Annotated in this window: 11 protein-coding genes; 9 read left to right on the plus strand and 2 right to left on the minus strand. The window is 47.7% G+C overall.

Annotation, left to right across the window (positions count from 1 at the left end; genetic code table 11):
• Nucleotides 1-169: 169 nt before the first annotated feature.
• Both ACLQ3M_RS01915 and ACLQ3M_RS01920 read left to right on the plus strand, forming a co-directional pair.
• The gene (locus ACLQ3M_RS01915; RefSeq protein WP_411676018.1) at nt 170-1945 is read left to right on the plus strand and encodes a sensor histidine kinase; all 1776 of its coding nucleotides are present in this window, start codon (nt 170-172) and stop codon (nt 1943-1945) included.
• Nucleotides 1920-2855: a response regulator gene (locus ACLQ3M_RS01920; protein WP_411676019.1), complete on the plus strand. Its 936-nt coding sequence runs from the start codon at nt 1920-1922 to the stop codon at nt 2853-2855. The genes ACLQ3M_RS01915 and ACLQ3M_RS01920 overlap by 26 nt, the downstream gene beginning before the upstream one ends.
• Before the next feature lie 376 nt (nt 2856-3231).
• Here the strand turns inward: ACLQ3M_RS01920 and ACLQ3M_RS01925 are convergent, their stop codons facing one another.
• Nucleotides 3232-4545, minus strand: coding sequence for a sulfatase (locus tag ACLQ3M_RS01925; RefSeq protein ID WP_411676020.1), 1314 nt, complete (start codon nt 4543-4545; stop codon nt 3232-3234).
• A gap of 252 nt (nt 4546-4797) precedes the next feature.
• Between ACLQ3M_RS01925 and ACLQ3M_RS01930 the strand changes: the two genes are divergently transcribed.
• The 7 genes from ACLQ3M_RS01930 to ACLQ3M_RS01960 all read left to right on the plus strand — a co-directional run bounded on the left by ACLQ3M_RS01930 (nt 4798) and on the right by ACLQ3M_RS01960 (nt 12298).
• Entirely contained in the window at nt 4798-5811 is a 1014-nt protein-coding gene (locus ACLQ3M_RS01930) for a LacI family DNA-binding transcriptional regulator (protein ID WP_411676021.1), read from the plus strand.
• 237 nt (nt 5812-6048) lie between these two features.
• Nucleotides 6049-7440: an ABC transporter substrate-binding protein gene (locus ACLQ3M_RS01935; RefSeq protein ID WP_411676022.1), complete on the plus strand. Its 1392-nt coding sequence runs from the start codon at nt 6049-6051 to the stop codon at nt 7438-7440.
• Nucleotides 7441-7600: 160 nt separating this feature from the next.
• On the plus strand, nt 7601-8443 hold the full coding sequence (locus ACLQ3M_RS01940) for a carbohydrate ABC transporter permease (RefSeq protein WP_411676023.1): 843 nt from the start codon (nt 7601-7603) through the stop codon (nt 8441-8443).
• Nucleotides 8443-9291, plus strand: coding sequence for a carbohydrate ABC transporter permease (locus tag ACLQ3M_RS01945; RefSeq protein ID WP_411676024.1), 849 nt, complete (start codon nt 8443-8445; stop codon nt 9289-9291). Before ACLQ3M_RS01940 ends, ACLQ3M_RS01945 begins: the two co-directional genes overlap by 1 nt.
• 246 nt (nt 9292-9537) lie before the next feature.
• The gene (locus ACLQ3M_RS01950; RefSeq protein ID WP_411676025.1) at nt 9538-10236 is read left to right on the plus strand and encodes a PHP domain-containing protein; all 699 of its coding nucleotides are present in this window, start codon (nt 9538-9540) and stop codon (nt 10234-10236) included.
• Between the two features lie 435 nt (nt 10237-10671).
• On the plus strand, nt 10672-11679 hold the full coding sequence (locus ACLQ3M_RS01955) for an anion permease (RefSeq protein ID WP_411676026.1): 1008 nt from the start codon (nt 10672-10674) through the stop codon (nt 11677-11679).
• 4 nt (nt 11680-11683) lie between these two features.
• Complete coding sequence (locus ACLQ3M_RS01960) at nt 11684-12298, plus strand: DUF47 domain-containing protein (RefSeq protein WP_411676027.1); 615 nt, start codon at nt 11684-11686, stop codon at nt 12296-12298.
• 442 nt (nt 12299-12740) lie between these two features.
• Here the strand turns inward: ACLQ3M_RS01960 and ACLQ3M_RS01965 are convergent, their stop codons facing one another.
• Nucleotides 12741-15182: a LuxR C-terminal-related transcriptional regulator gene (locus ACLQ3M_RS01965; RefSeq protein WP_411676028.1), complete on the minus strand. Its 2442-nt coding sequence runs from the start codon at nt 15180-15182 to the stop codon at nt 12741-12743.
• Nucleotides 15183-15691: the final 509 nt, after the last annotated feature.

Here is a 15691-nt window from a genome sequence, read left to right on the forward strand (position 1 = left end):
ATATTCAATATCTGTAAAAGTTTGTTGCTTTTTCATTTCCCCGCACCACCTGTGTCTTGATAGTTCTATTTTACCAGAGTTCTTCTCTCTTCGGTAGAGGGCGGATTAAATCAGAGGTTCCTTAATACAGCAGCCCTTGAAAACGGACTCGCCGCAGAATATAATTAAATTGAATCGAAACAGTCTGCGGCGCAGCTGTCCGTATGACGAGGAAATCGCTATTCCGGGAGGAATTCGGGTGTTAAAAGGCGTTTTTACCTTTATTCTGGCGTTATCTTTCCCGATTGGCGGAATCCTGCTTTGGTACTCTTTTCCCAAACGTGAGCAGCCTGGAGCCCGCTATTTCATTCTGCTGACAGCGGCGATTTTACTTTTAAACGGAGGATATATCGGGGAGCTGAATTCCGCCAGTCTGCGGCAGGCTATGGTTTGGTTTTACCTGGAGCATATCCCTTTGGCCCTGCACCCCTACCTGTGGCTGATGATGTGTCTGGATTACAACCGGATTCGCGTCAGGCGATCGGTTCACTGCCTTCTGCTGCTTTTTCCGGCGCTTTACTATTTCATTTTTTTTACAAACGGCAGGCTGCACCTGTATACATCCCAAATCCGATTTGTCAGCAACGGCTATTTTAAGGTTTTGGTTTCCCAAAAGGCAATCGGATTTTACCTGATTATTGCGTTAATCACGCTGATTGGCCTGACCTGCAGCTTTCTTTACCTTAGGGAACTGTACCGGTCGGCGCGCATGTTCCGCAGAAGCTACCTGCTTCTGCTGTTCGCCTCCGTTTTGCCATGGAGCACAATTTACATGAACACGACCAATACAAATTACCTGGGAATCGATTACTATCCTTTTTTTATGATTCTAACAGGAATTCTGTATTTGTTCGGTATTTTCCAGTACAACATATTCAGCAATGTGCCGATTGCGGCCGATATGGTTTACCGCTATTCAGAAGACGCGATCCTGCTGCTTGATATCGACGGTTTCGTGACCGATGCCAACCAGACCTTTTTGCGGTATTGCCCTGAATTGGCACAGCTCCGTCAAAAATGTACCCTGCGGGATTTGATGAAAAATCATCCCGAATTTACCCATATTACAAGGAATCACTCGGAAATCAGTTTTCAAAAGAGTCACGACGACTCGCTTCGGTATTATCAGGGCCGCCTGACACCGATTTTTTCCGACACCGGCGTACAAATCGGACAGATTCTGACCGTTAAGGACCAAACCCTTGTTGTCGAATACCAAAACCGGCTGAAATTTTTGGCGGAAAGCGCCACGGAGCGCGCGGAATCAAACGAGCTTTCTTTTCTTCAGGCGCAAATCAGCCCGCACTTCATTAACAATACGCTCAGCACGATCGGCGCAATGATTTCCAGGGATGATAAAAAGGCCAGGGAGCTGGTTGTTGACCTGAGCGAATATTTGATTAACTGCTACCGCCCCTCGGAGTCCTCAATTACAACCCTTGAAAATGAACTGGAAGCCGTGCACACCTATATTCGCATTACAAAGGCGCGGTTCGGCAACAGAATTCAGTATGCGGAAAACGCGGAGGATTTGCCCGACTTAAAACTGCCGCGTCTGGTTCTGCAGCCGCTTGTTGAAAACGCGGTGCGGCACGGACTGCTTCCTAAGGAAGAGGGAGGGACGGTTTCGCTCACTGTATCCCGGGAGGAATCCTGTACTCGTTTTGAAATTCGCGATAACGGCGTCGGCATAGCGCCGAAACGAATCGCAACTTTGCTGACCGGTCAGAACAACCGTCAGGGAGTCGGCATGATCAATATCCATAAAAGACTGCTGCGTTATTACGGCGAAGGGCTTGGCATCAAAAGCGACGGCCGCGGAACCGTCGTGCGGTTTCGAATTCCAATAACCGGCAATTACGAATGGGAGGAATCACGGATTGATAAGGACCATAGTGGTGGATGATGAATGGTACAGCCTGACGGAAATCTGCGACCTTGCTGAAAAAACCGGTTTTATGTCCGTAACGGGCAGATACCAGTGTGCGGAGGCCGCACTGCGCGAGCTGGAAACCACCCGGCCGCAGGCGGCTTTTATCGATATCGAACTGCCTGAAACGGACGGTTTAACCCTGGCGGAAAAGATGCTGGAAAAAGACCCGGAGATAAAAATCGTTTTTATAACCGGATGGAACCAGTATGCGGTCGCGGCGTTCGAGCTGAACGCTTTGGATTATATTATGAAGCCGGTCAATCCCGCCCGTTTCCTCAAAATGACCCGGCGGCTGAACAGGCGTATTGCTGCGCATCCCAAGGTGCCGGCCCCGAAGCTGAAAATCCGCTGTTACGGCGAATTTCAGGTTTTGATCGACGGGGAACCGGTTATCTGGCAGCGGATCAAAGCCGAAGAGCTTTTTGCGTTTTTGCTGACCCGCCACGATTCCTTCATTCACAAGGATGTTATTCTTGAAAATCTATGGCCGAACTACGAGCGCAGCAAGTCCCTCCCGATACTGCAGACTTCCGTGTGTAAAATCCGGAATCTTTTCTCTTCCTGCCAAGACGCGGTTCATCTTAATTATGCCGGGAACCGATACGCGCTGTTTCTGACAAATGCGGACTGTGATTTGCTTGAAGTGGAGGCCGCTTGGCAAAACGGAACCTTAATCAACCTGAAAAATGCCTGCGCCACTTTCCAAAAAGGTTTTCTTCCCTCGGGGGGCTACCTTTGGAGCGCAGGCTATGAGGAATCCGCCCGTCAGAAGCTTTTCGCCGCGCTTCGCAAGCTGGCACGGTCGGGACAAACGGAAAACGAAACTCAGGTTACGGAACTGGCCGCCCTGCTGGAACTATCCTGTGAAGAATCGCAGTTTTAAACTGAACCCCCGCTCCAAACCCGGATTCAGAATTTCCATAAGAAGCGGCTGAACTGTCCCGGCAAAAACGGACACTGCCAAAAAACGGGCTGCAGGAAAAGCTGTCTCCAAAGTGATTGGCTTGCTTAAAAAAGGCTGCTGTTCAAAAAAGGAACCATTGTGGATTCCGCTTTGATTGCGGCGCCTATGTGGGTGTTGCAAAACGAATTTGCAATAGCAATTTGTACAAACGAGCCGCCAAAAATGCAAGAAAACGCGCCTTAAAATGGACTTTCCAGCCCATTTCAAGGCGCATTTTTTGTGCAACTTTTTGAGAGGAATTTTTGCAACAATCCCCCACAAAGGATTCCTGTGCCAGCCCTGCAAATTACAACGCTCATGGTTCATAATCGGTTGAAGCCGGGCTGATACAGCTTGGTTTATTTACCAAAGCATGTTTGGGTTTTTGCAGTTTGCCCATCAGAATCGGATCCTTCGTTCGCAGCATCCACCGATTGAGCCTGTCGGACATTTCCGAATGGATTTCTGCATACCGATTCTCAGTAACCAGATTGACCCTTTCCGTGGGATCCAGGTACAAGTCAAACAGCATTTCATGCGGTCTTGCCTCCGCAAGATAACCGCTTCTAAGCATCAAGTCCTTACTGGGAGAATCGTCCGTATTAGCCGGAACGATATGATTGTAATCGTCATAAAGGCGGATAAGTTTATATCGTGACGTCCGCACGCATCGTTTCGGTTCATATGCGGCATGGAAATTAACTTCAGCAAATATTTTGTCGCGAACCTCTGTCTCAGCGCCGTTCAGCAATGGCATAAGGGTATGTCCCTGAAGCCAGGCCGGTTTAGAAATCCCCAGCAAATCGCAGACCGTTGGGAACAAGTCAACTTGCGAAACCAAAGAATCCAGAACTTTGCCGCCCATGGGATTCCCAGGAAAATCCATCATGAGCATTACGCCGATGCCGGTATCATAAAGGTGGCATTTCATCCTTGGAAATGCTATGCCATGGTCCGTTGAGATGATAACGGCCGTGTCTTTGCCATGACCGGATCTTTTTAATGCGTCAAGTACAATTCCAACGCAGGAATCCACTATTCTGACAGCGGAATAAAATGCGGCCATATCTCTCCGGGTTTCTTTTGTATCATAAATCGGGAACGGCGGCATGACAAAATCAGGATTGATACTCTGATCAATTTCCGGATATTCTCTATGTGTGTTATGCATGCCAAAGGACAGGAAAAACGGCTTTCCGGTGCCGGAGAAAAGAAAGTCTGCAACGCGGTTGGCATTTGTCAGGTCCCAGGCCTTTTCAGAAATCTCCTTCGCACTTTTGTCGCGGCTTAATACACGGCTGTAACCGATCATATCGTCGTTCGGCGCCTCATGATGTTCGCCGCACAGAATTGTTTCAAAGCCAAAGTTTTGCAGGTATTGAGCCATATGCCTGCTATAGTCATTTAACAGGAATCCCCTGTGAGGAAGCCCCAGCATTCCATTGGAATGAGGACACATGCCGGTCATAAGAGAAGCCCGGCTCGGCGCGCAGGTGGGAGCTGCACTGAATGCGTGCCGGAATAAAGTCCCCCCAGACGCGAATTGCATCAAATTCGGAGTAGCTACAGGAGATCCATAGGGCTGAACGTATTTGCCGGTATCATGCGTATGAATATAAATTAGATTCATAACAATCAATCCCTTTTCATTTTTTGATTGGAAACACGATTCATCGGCATGGCTGACTTTTCTATTTATAATCCTTTAAGAGGTTGCTGTCAACATTTTTAACCGTTTTGGAAGAACAAACGGAGGTGCGCCATCTTTTTACACAGAAATTCTAAAAATCAATCCATGGTTTTTAGTTTAAATAGTTGACAACTCTTTCATCGGATGATATAATAGCGTTACCGGAAACGTTTCCGGAAGGAGATGAGGTCCTTGAATATTACCGATATTGCAAAGTTGGCCGGAGTCGGAGTAAGCACAGTGTCCCGGGCTCTTAATAATTACCCGGATGTCAGCGCGGAAACAAAACAGCGCGTGCTGGATATTGTTAAAAAATACAATTATCATCCAAATGACAACGCGAAAAATCTCAAACAAATAGCAACAAACAATATTAATATCATTGTCAAGGGGAAGGGAAACCTTTATTATGAGGGAATTCTTGAGCAAATGCAGCATGAGCTGGCCTGCAGAGGGTTCCGCGCGCTCGTTACATATATCGATGAGTTAAGCAATGAAATTCAGGAAGCAGTCAGGCTGAACCAAGAAAAGAAACCTGAAGGCGTCATCTTTTTGGGCGGGACCGCCAAACGATTCGCCAATGAGCTGAAAGACTTCAGTGTTCCGTGCGTGGTATCCTCCGGGTATGTGCTTTTTCCGCAAAACTCAACAAAAGGCTGTGTCTGTATTGACGATAAGGCCGCAGCTTACTCGGCGGTTGAATATCTGATTGAACAGGGCCATACCAACATAGCAATTCTGGGCGGCAAGCTAGGCACCGGAGGCGGAACGGAGCTCCGATATCACGGTGCAATGGAATGCATGCGCAAGCATGGTATAAAGTTTGACCAATCAAGATACCTTGTTTCAAAATTTTCTTTATTGGATGGTTACAAGGCGATGTGCTCCATGCTTGTTCCGGGCAATCGAGTCACAGCCGTTTTTGCAATGGCGGATGTGATGGCAATCGGCGCCGCGAAAGCTATTACAGACGCGGGGCTATGCGTCCCCGATGATATTTCGATCATAGGATTCGATGGCATCGACATGTCCTATTTTTATAATCCATCGCTGGCTACCATTAAACAACCGGCAAAAGAAATCGCCACGAAGAGTGTTGAGATGTTGGTGGACAAAATAAACGGGGACTTGCTCAAACCAAATATCGCGGTTCTTGGAACACAACTCGTGAAAGGAAACTCGGTAAAACAAATTGTTTCTTTCTGATTTTGATTAATAGCATGAATTATGCTTATTAATAAAACTGATGAAAAGGAGGAAAAATCAGCCGGGTTCCGGCACAGTCTGGCGTGGCTGTCTTGCGTCAATTTCCGCGAATGCTTTTGTCCCGGGATCTTTGAATTCGGACAAAAGATGACCCGGAAATTATTTTTGCCCCTTTCCGGAAACGATTCCGGAAACATCAGGACCAAATGTTGTGAAAAGATGAAGGAGAAGATTTGTATGAATTGGATCAAAAAAATATCGGTGATTTTTTTGGCAATGTTGATGACAGCCGCCACAGCGACCGGATGCAGCAGCACATCCGGCAGCTCTTCGGCAGATCAATCCTCGCAAAAAACACAAGTAAAAGAAATCTATTACCTGAATTTTAAGTCGGAAGACACAGATGAATTGAATACCATCGCAAATGAATATAAAAAGCTGACGGGCATTACCGTAAAAGTCGTAACCGCAGCCAGCGGCACTTATGAGCAAACCTTGAAATCAGAAATTGCAAAGTCGGATTCTCCAACGATTTTCCAGATAAACGGGCCGGTTGGATACCAAAATTGGAAAGATTATTGCGCGGATCTGTCCGGCTCAAAACTTTACAACGTCCTCGTCAATAAAGATCTTGCCATTAGAACCGATGATGGAGTTTTCGGCATCCCCTATACCGTTGAAGGATATGGAATCATTTACAATGATGCCATTATGAAAAAATATTTCGCATTGCCAAACAAAAAAGTCTCCGTTTCCTCCACAGCTGATATTAAAAATTTCGCAACTCTTAAAGCTGTGGTCGAGGACATGACCGCCAACAAGGACAAACTGGGCATTTCAGGCGTCTTTGCATCCACATCGTTCGCCAGCGGCCAGGATTGGAGATGGCAGACCCATCTTGCAAATCTTCCGTTCTATTACGAGTTCAAGGAAAACCAAAAATACAAAGATACCGAAGATGCCGGTCTGAACACCAGTGATATTCAGTTCAAATATGCGGCAAACTTTAAAAACGTATTTGATCTTTACATTAACAACTCCTGCACCGGCAAAAATCTGTTGGGCAGCAAGACCGTGGCTGACTCCATGGCGGAGTTCGCTTTAGGAAAGGTCGCGATGGTACAGAACGGAAACTGGGCATGGTCTCAGATTGCCAAGGTCAGCGGGAACACCGTTAAAGCGGATGATATTAAATTTTTACCGATTTATACGGGCATGAGCGGTGAAGAAAAACAAGGTATCTGCATCGGGACTGAAAATTACTTTGCGATCAACAGTAAAGTTTCCAAAGAAAAGCAGCAGGCTTCGCTTGATTTTCTGTACTGGCTGTTTTCAAGCACGCAGGGAAAAAAGCATGTAACGAATGACCTTGGCTTCCTCGCGCCGTTCAGCACATTTTCAGACGACGAGAAACCCACAGACCCGCTTGGCAGGGACGTTCTGAACTGGGAGGCAAAAACGGACGTGGAAAACGTTCCATGGACTTTTGAAAGCTTTCCGAGTCAAAACTTTAAAAATGAATTTGGCGCAGCTCTGTTGCAGTATGCACAGGGAAAGGAAAACTGGGATCAGGTCGTTTCGGATGTGAAAAGTTCTTGGAAAATAGAATATGAATGCAATCAGGAATAATCAGAGCTCTTGTTAAGGTTTCATCCGTACTGTTCCACGCGTTAAACGTGGAACAGTACGGAATGATAAACCGAAACAAACGGCAAATACGGTTGTCGGGCAAATTCGTTGTATCTGCGTAAAGAAAGAACCATAAAACAAAACAGATGGGAGAGGCAGTATGGAAAAACACCTGAAAAAATATTTTGCATTATTTGCTTTGCCGACTGTGTTAGCCTTTTTAACGGCGTTCGTTATTCCATTTATTTTCGGAATATTTCTGTCGTTTTGCAAATTCACAACCGTACTGGATGCCCGATGGATCGGGATTCGAAATTATGTCAGGGCATTTTCCGATAAGGATTTTTTAAATGCTCTCGGTTTTACGACGGCGTTTGCCGTTGTAGCCGTTATTACAATAAATTTAATTGCATTTCTGATGGCGCTGTTGCTTACCAGGGGAAAAAAGGGCACCAATACCGTTCGCACAATCGTTTTTATGCCTAATCTGATTGGAGGTATTGTCCTCGGATATATATGGCAGCTGATTTTAAACGGTATTTTGAATATGTTCGGCGCAACATTGACCGAGGACCCTGTATACGGCTTCTGGGGACTTGTGATTTTGATGAACTGGCAGTTAATCGGATACATGATGGTGATTTACATCGCGGGGATACAAAATGTTTCGAATGAGCTTTTGGATGCCGCCAAGGTGGACGGTGCGTCACCGCTTAAGGTAGTACGATATGTCATCATGCCGCTGATTCGTCCTGCCGTCACAATCTGCCTGTTTTTAACGTTGACTCATGCTTATAAGCTGTTCGACCAAAACCTGGCCTTAACGGCGGGAGCCCCGGCAAAGAAAACGGCTATGCTTGCCTTGGATATTTATAATACCTTCTATGGCCGAAACGGCTGGGAAGGCGTCGGCCAAGCAAAAGCGGTTCTATTCTCAATCATTGTGGCGGTGATTGCGCTTACACAGCTTTACTTTACCAAAAGGAAGGAGGTTGAAAGCTGATGGAAACCATAGTAAAGAGGCATTCAAAATTTCTTTCCGTCATCACATTTCTCGCCCTGTCCATGATATGTGTCCTGTTTTTACTGCCGATTTTGGCAGTTTTGATGAATTCCTTCAAAGGCCGTCTTTATATAAGCGACGCTCCTTTCTCGATACCAAGCGCAAAAACATTCGCCGGGTTCTCAAATTATCAGAACGGTATTCAGAAAATCGACTTTTTCAGCGCGTTAGGCTATTCATTTTTCATTACTTTAGGATCGGTAGTTGTGATTGTATTTTTTACCGCAATGACGGCATGGTACATTACGCGAGTAAAGACGAAGATATCAAGCATAATTTATCTCAGCTTTGTATTCTCCATGATCGTGCCTTTTCAAATGGTCATGTTTACCATGTCTAAAATAGCTAATATTTTGCATTTGGATAATCCGGTTGGAATTATTTTTATTTATCTCGGTTTTGGCGCCGGCCTTTCCACATTTCTTTACAGCGGTTTTATTAAGTCCATACCATTAGAAATAGAGGAAGCAGCCATGATTGATGGATGCAATCCGTTACAGATATTTTTTAAAATTGTCTTTCCGATTCTGAAACCCATTGTTATTACAGTCGGGATCCTTAACACGATGTGGATTTGGAACGACTATTTGCTGCCTGTTATTCTGATTGGTTCCACTTTCAGGACCATCCCCATTGCCATTCAATATTTACAGGGAGGATATGGTTCCATTGATATGGGAGCAATGATGGCCATGCTGGTGCTGGCGATTATTCCCATCGTCATTTTTTATTCCTTCTGTCAGCGTTATATCATTGAAGGCGTTGTATCGGGGGCTGTGAAAGGGTAACTCAGAGCAGATTTTCTGATCTGAGACTCGAATTTTATTTGTGAAAAGAAGTTTTGTGTTTTACTCCCTGTACCAGCCTTACCTTCGGGTTATAAATTGGAACATTGGGGCTTGCAGCTGAAAAAAAAAGAATGTGAAAGCATTTTTTAGTGGAGTTCGAACGACGCAGTTAATGATCAGAATTGAATCCATATACAATGAAGGATTAGCATTACAAAAAGATATCATTAAGGGAGTTCTTTGGCGATGATAAATATTGCAGCAGATATGCACTGCCATACACTGGTCAGTGTACATGCATATCATACGCTCGGTGAAATGGTCTCACGGGCCGGCCAAATCGGGTTGAAGGCGTTTGCGGTGACCGACCACGCTCCTGCAATGCAGGATGCCCCTCTTCTTTGCCATTTCGAAGGATTACATACGCTTCCCGATTACATGGAAGGGATCAGAGTCTATAAAGGTGTAGAAGCAAATATTGTAAACTTCAACGGCGACATCGATATTCCTGAGAAAGTCCTGAGCAGTTTGGAATGGGTCATTGCATCTTTCCACGAAGAGGTCTGCCCCCATGGCACATTTGAACAGCATACGCAGGCATACTTAAAACTTGCCGAGAATCCGTATATCAATGTTGTTGGCCACAGCGCGGGCGATTACTCCTACGATTATCAAAAAGTCCTGCCGGTATTTAAGAAAAAGGGCATTCTTGTGGAGATCAACAGAAATCAGGCCATGTGGCAAAGCTGCAGAGAACTTGCGCGGTGCTGCATGCGGTATGAGGTTCCCGTTGTCGTCAATTCAGACGCTCATAATATTTACACGCTTTGTGATGTGGGAAAAGCCGTCGATATGCTGGATTCGATCGGTTTCCCGGACGAACTGATGATCAACAAGGACATAAACCGCTTGGATCAGTGGATATTAAGCCGTAAGCGGCCATAACAGAAAAAATATTGTAAGTCCGTTTGACCATAACCCCGGGCAAACAGTGCTCGTAAGGTGGATTCAAAATGTCTTCTGTCACAGTGATACGAAAGTTCTCAGCGAATGTGCAGCCTAAACTGAAATTTGTGATGGGATCAGGATTGCAATGCGGGCAGTGAAACTTTTTCGCGGGCCATGCATTCAATCCGGCTCTTTGCAAAAGGACAGGTTCCAAGCTATTGAAATGAGTGAGCCGAAGCGTCCGGATTGCCTTCGCAGCGGCGGACGCCGACGTGGCATTTTCCTTTCAAATCGCTGGAGGATCGAGCATACTTTCGGTTGAGTGCGGTTTCTAAAGAAGTCCCGGAACGTCTTGAATCTTCAAGACTCTAGGGACCATTTTTTATATTTGCCGTATTCAGATGCTGATTGTGCTGAATTCTGATCGAAAGGATGGTAAACATAACCGTTCAAGTTCTGTCCGTAATTCTCATCTTTATATCTATTTTTATTACAGGATTTCATGACGAAGGAAACTTAATCGCCACCATAATAACCTCGCGCTCTCTTAACGCTGTGCCGGTTTTTGTAATAGCATTTGCATCACAGTTTTTTGGCATCCTATTTCTGGGAACCAAGGTGGCGCTTGGTACGGTAAACGGCCTGTTCAATCTTGATTCGGTCAGTCAACACGCTGAAAAAATTCCCACGGCAATCTGTGCTGCTATTCTTGGAACTGTAATATGGAATCTTATCACTTGGGCCTTTGCCATTCCTTCGAGCTCTTCTCACGCCCTGGTAGGCGGCCTTTTGGGGCCGTTCATCCTTCAGTTCGGGGCAAAGTCGGTGAACGGCCGCGGACTGATTTTCAGCGTATTGATTCCGCTTTTCACCTCCCCGATCATCGGGTATATAGTCGGAATGCTGTTCTTCAAGGCGAGTAAATGGTTATTTTCAAGGCGTTTCATCCGCGTGAGAATCGCCTTGAAAGGGACTCAGATCTTCACATGCGTGCTGATCAACGCTTTTCAGGGTTCCAATGACGCGCAGAAAGGAATCGGCGTGCTGGCACTTTTATCCCTCACCATGGGAAACACACTACAGATAAGCCGAAGCACAATCCTTTTTTCCTCACTTGCTCTGTCTTTCGGTTTGCTTTTTGGCGGCCTCAAAATGATACGCAGTGTTGGAACAAGAATCTATGGCGTTAGGCCGCTTCATTCGATGTGCTCACAGGTGTCGGCCGCAAGCGTCATTGTTTCAGCTTCGCTGCTTGGATTCCCTGTCAGTGGAACACAGATTGTCAATTCAGCTATTCTGGGGGTTGGCTCCGCCGACCGTCCAAACGCCGTAGGCTGGGAGTTTGCAAAAAACATGCTGAAAGCATGGGTTATTACGATACCGGCAACATTTACCCTGTCGTCAATTTTATTTCTAACGTTAAAATATTTTTGGATGTGATGTGATGAATTTAACAAAAATATTCGGTGGAAAAGTTAATTTCTATCATTTGCTGGAAGAACAAGCCGATTATATGATAGAATCCATCAGCGCTTTAAAAGCCTATGTGGAAACACTGGATCCGGCCTATGCGGCGAAGGTTAAATTGTTGGAGAAAGAAGCGGACTTCAAACGAAACGAATTGGTGCAGAAGCTGAACAATACATTTATTACGCCATTTGACCGCGGAGACGTCAATATGCTTTCAAAATCTCTGGACGACATCCTGGATTACTTCAAAACAACGATCAACGAAATGGAAATTTATCAAATCGGATCCTCCCAAAATCTGGAGAAATTTATCCAGGTCCTACAGTTGGGAAGCGAATCTATCCGGGAAGCTGTTTATAGGATGGAGAAAGATGCGACAAGCTCGGCAGAAAAAGCAGTCAAAGCGAAAAAATTTGAAAATGAGGCAGAAAAAATTTATCGGCAATCGGTCCTACAGCTTTTAAACGGGGACAATATGAAGTACATCATTAAAATGCGTGAAGTTTACCGCCACTTGAACAACTGTGCCGACAGGATTGATGAAGCTGCTGATCTTATTTGTTTTATCCTGATGAAAGAAACCTCCTGACTCAACATCTAACCAGGATCGTTTCAGAGTCCTATGTACCAGAACAATCGCTATAAATTGCAAGGAATCAGGGGCGCCCCGTTCCTGGGCAAAATTTGAGCCCGGAACGGCACACGTTTGTTGCAGGACTACAGGCGGCAGGGCGGTTTTGGGCATAAAAACGCCCCGACTGTTAGACAGCATCCCATACTGTTTAACAATCGGGGCGCAGTTCTTAAAACCGGCTCAAGGCGTAACTTTGCGCAGGGCAAGGTTATTTAAATCCGAACAATCACAATGCTATTTTGAAAGCATATGAACAAATCCGGTGCTAAAACACGCCGATCTGACTGGTGGAATCACCCCTTGGGCGAATGCCCGTTTTCACGTCGACTCGGACGGATGCGTGGGCCGTACTCCCATTTGGGGTATTTTTTATTTCCGGGCGGGCCGTGTTGAAGTTTCAGAGCAAACCGCTTTGCCGGGCGGCGCGGAGAGCGGAGACCTTCCCGTCGGCGTCAAGCTTCTGATAGATCGCGCGCAGATGCGTCTTAACCGTGCCGGGAGAGATAAAAAGCCGGTCCGCGATCTCATTTCGCGTCAGCCCTCGGTCCAGGCATTGCAGAACCTCAATTTCCCGCGCGGTCAGGGACCGGTCTTCAGAAAGCAGCGGGCGCACGGCTTCCAGATAGGAGGCGCAGATTTCCTGAACCCGTCGCTCAAACGCATCCTCGCGCGCTTTCTTCGGCAGGGCCCGGAAAACCGGCAGGAGATGCCTTGCGCACTCCGCAAACGGCAAAACAATACCGTCCGGCTTCGCCATGTCCAACGCGCGGATAAGTTCCGGCACGGCGGCCTCCGCGCCGGAGAGATGGGATTTTGCCGCCGCTTTCAGGATTGCGCCGTGCAGGAAACCCAATCGATTTTGAAAGACGGCGAACGAAGCGTCGAAGCTATCCGAGAGCGCCTCCAGCTTCAGGTATTCGGCTTGCGCCAGCAATGCCTTTCCGTAGACCAGCCTGTCAAACCCCATGCCACCGAAATACAGGCTCAGCGAGGAAAGATGACCGTCCTTCAGCCACTGCGGAATCGGCATTTCCAGCGGGGCGCAGAGATACCCCTCGCACAGCCGCGCCATCGACAGATAAATGGGATTACTTTGCTGCTCGGCTTCCTCGCGCAAAGTCCGCAGCAGTTCTCTTGCCGTCTGTAATTGTCCCAGCGCGAAATTTGCCCGCGCCCCGCAGAAGCGCGCGCAGATCATAATACTGAGCTGAGCCTTGGTTTCCGCCTTATAAACCGCTTTTCGGCTCTCAGAGACCGCCGTCCTGAAATCGCCGGTCTCGCAGGCAAGCTCCGCCAGCGCAAGCGAGTCGCTTCCCGTGCCGCATCCGTCAGCAAAGGCGGGATGGAAATTATATTGGCTCAGTTCGGCAAGGCTTTTGAGTGAACCCGCGTCGCGAAAATAGAGGTAGAGATAGTGAGGCAGGCCAAAGGTGAATTCATTAACCTGAAGCATGATGGATGACTGACGTCCGTTTAAAAGGCGCAAAATCTCATCATTGTAGGCATGCATCGCCTCCAGACGGTTGAACGCGGTGAATTTGCGCACGCAAAGGATTTCGGCGAGGACGCGGTCACGTTCCGCTTCACCGATTCCTTTTTTTCTCCGATAAACGAATTCCAGCCTGTCCAGTCGCCGCGGCAGATCCGCAACGACCGATTTCTTGCCGGACACCATGGAAAAAAACAGATACCGCAGATAGGCAACCGGATACTCGGTCGGCAGTTCCTGCGAGCCGGACTCAAACACTTCATCCGCTCCGTCAAAGTCCGTGTAAAGATTCCGGATGGGTAATGTGCGGTTCATATGGGAAAGAATCCGCTCGGTTTTCCCCGCCCTGGCAAGGCAGGAATAGGCCGGCCGCAGATCGTTTTCCCGCAGGAGCCATTCCCCCAGGCGCCCGTAAAGGGCGCGTTCCTCTTCCGATGAAAAATTCTGCCGTGCGCGAAGAAAATCCAGCAGGACGGGATGGATGCGGTAAAGCCGCTCCTGCCCGTCGTACTGAATAAACGCGTTCTTTTTCCGCAGGACCCGCAGCAGCTCGTTGGAGTCCTGACGGTCCGTCACAAAATCCGCCTGCCGCGCCGTGAAGCTGTCCATCACGGAAAGCTGGAGCAAATATCTGCGGATATTTTCATTGTGTACCTGAAAAAGCGTCTGGTCGATCAGTTCATCCAGCGTGGGGGTCATTCCGATCGGGATTCCTCTTTCCATGCCGGCCAGCATCACGTAAAGCAGGCTGATCCAGCCGTCCGCATAGGCAATCAGCTGATCGACCGCGTCGTCGGTAATCCGGATTTGCGCCAGCATGCAGTAATCGCGCACCTCGTCCGCCGTGAATTTCAACTGCGCCCGCGAAATCACATAGCACCGTTCCCGTGCAACTGAGAAGGCAAGGTCAAACTCCGAGGTATCGCGGGTCAGCACCGCCAGGTGCAGATTGTTGATCTCCTCTTCCCCAAGGCACAGAAGAAGCTCCGCCAGCCCGGTTCCCCCCGCAAGCTCGTAATTGTCAAACACCACGACCAGAGGCCGCTTCAGTTCCAGACCGTTCAGAATAGAGAACGCCTTTTCCCGCCGGGGAGGATCCGACGGGGGACCCAGTTCCGCCAGCTTTGCCCCAATCAAAGGGTCGCGTTTCCCCATTTCTTCGGCAAACCGCGACCAAATTTCCGACAAACCGTGCATTCTCTGAAAAGAAAGCCACACCACGTCGTTTCTCCGGCCCGAGAGATAGTCTTTCACGGCGGTTGTCTTCCCGTATCCGGCGGGCGCTTCCACAATGGTGAGGGGGTATGTATCAATCGAGAACAGCAGGCTGTTCAGCCGTTTCCTTATCAAATGCTTTGGCCTGTCCAAACTACCAAGCCTTCTTCCGATATTTAACCATTTCTTATAAATATGGTAGCATCAGTAGGACTGTTTTGCAAGAGCGGGCGCTCGGGTTTTCCAGGGCCGCGCCGCTGCCGAGCCATCCGTCCTGCGCGCTTGCCCTTTCCGGCTCTTTTGAGCAAATTACCTCTATCTCCTTCCCTGTCCGTTCTTGCGGCGTTGGAACAGACCAGCGCGATCCGGCCGGGTCGGGACAAACGGAGCCCCGCTTCAAAACCGGCGGCATCCGTCCCGGTAAGTTAACTTTTTTCCGCGGCCCGAGATTTGTGACAATCAATACAAAAAATTCACGGTCTTGAAAAAATATGTTGACAAATCTCCCGTAGATTATAATTAAGGAACCTCTGAACAAATGGCATAAATAGAGACTTTAGCGAAGTGAGAGCAAGGAAGCGCTGCAGACCGGTTGTAAGTGCCGCATTTTGATCCCGCATTACCGGATTCATCCCCAAGTTTTG

Source organism: Caproicibacter sp., assembly GCF_046707225.1.
In the GTDB taxonomy this organism is placed as follows: Bacteria; Bacillota; Clostridia; order Oscillospirales; family Acutalibacteraceae; genus Caproicibacter.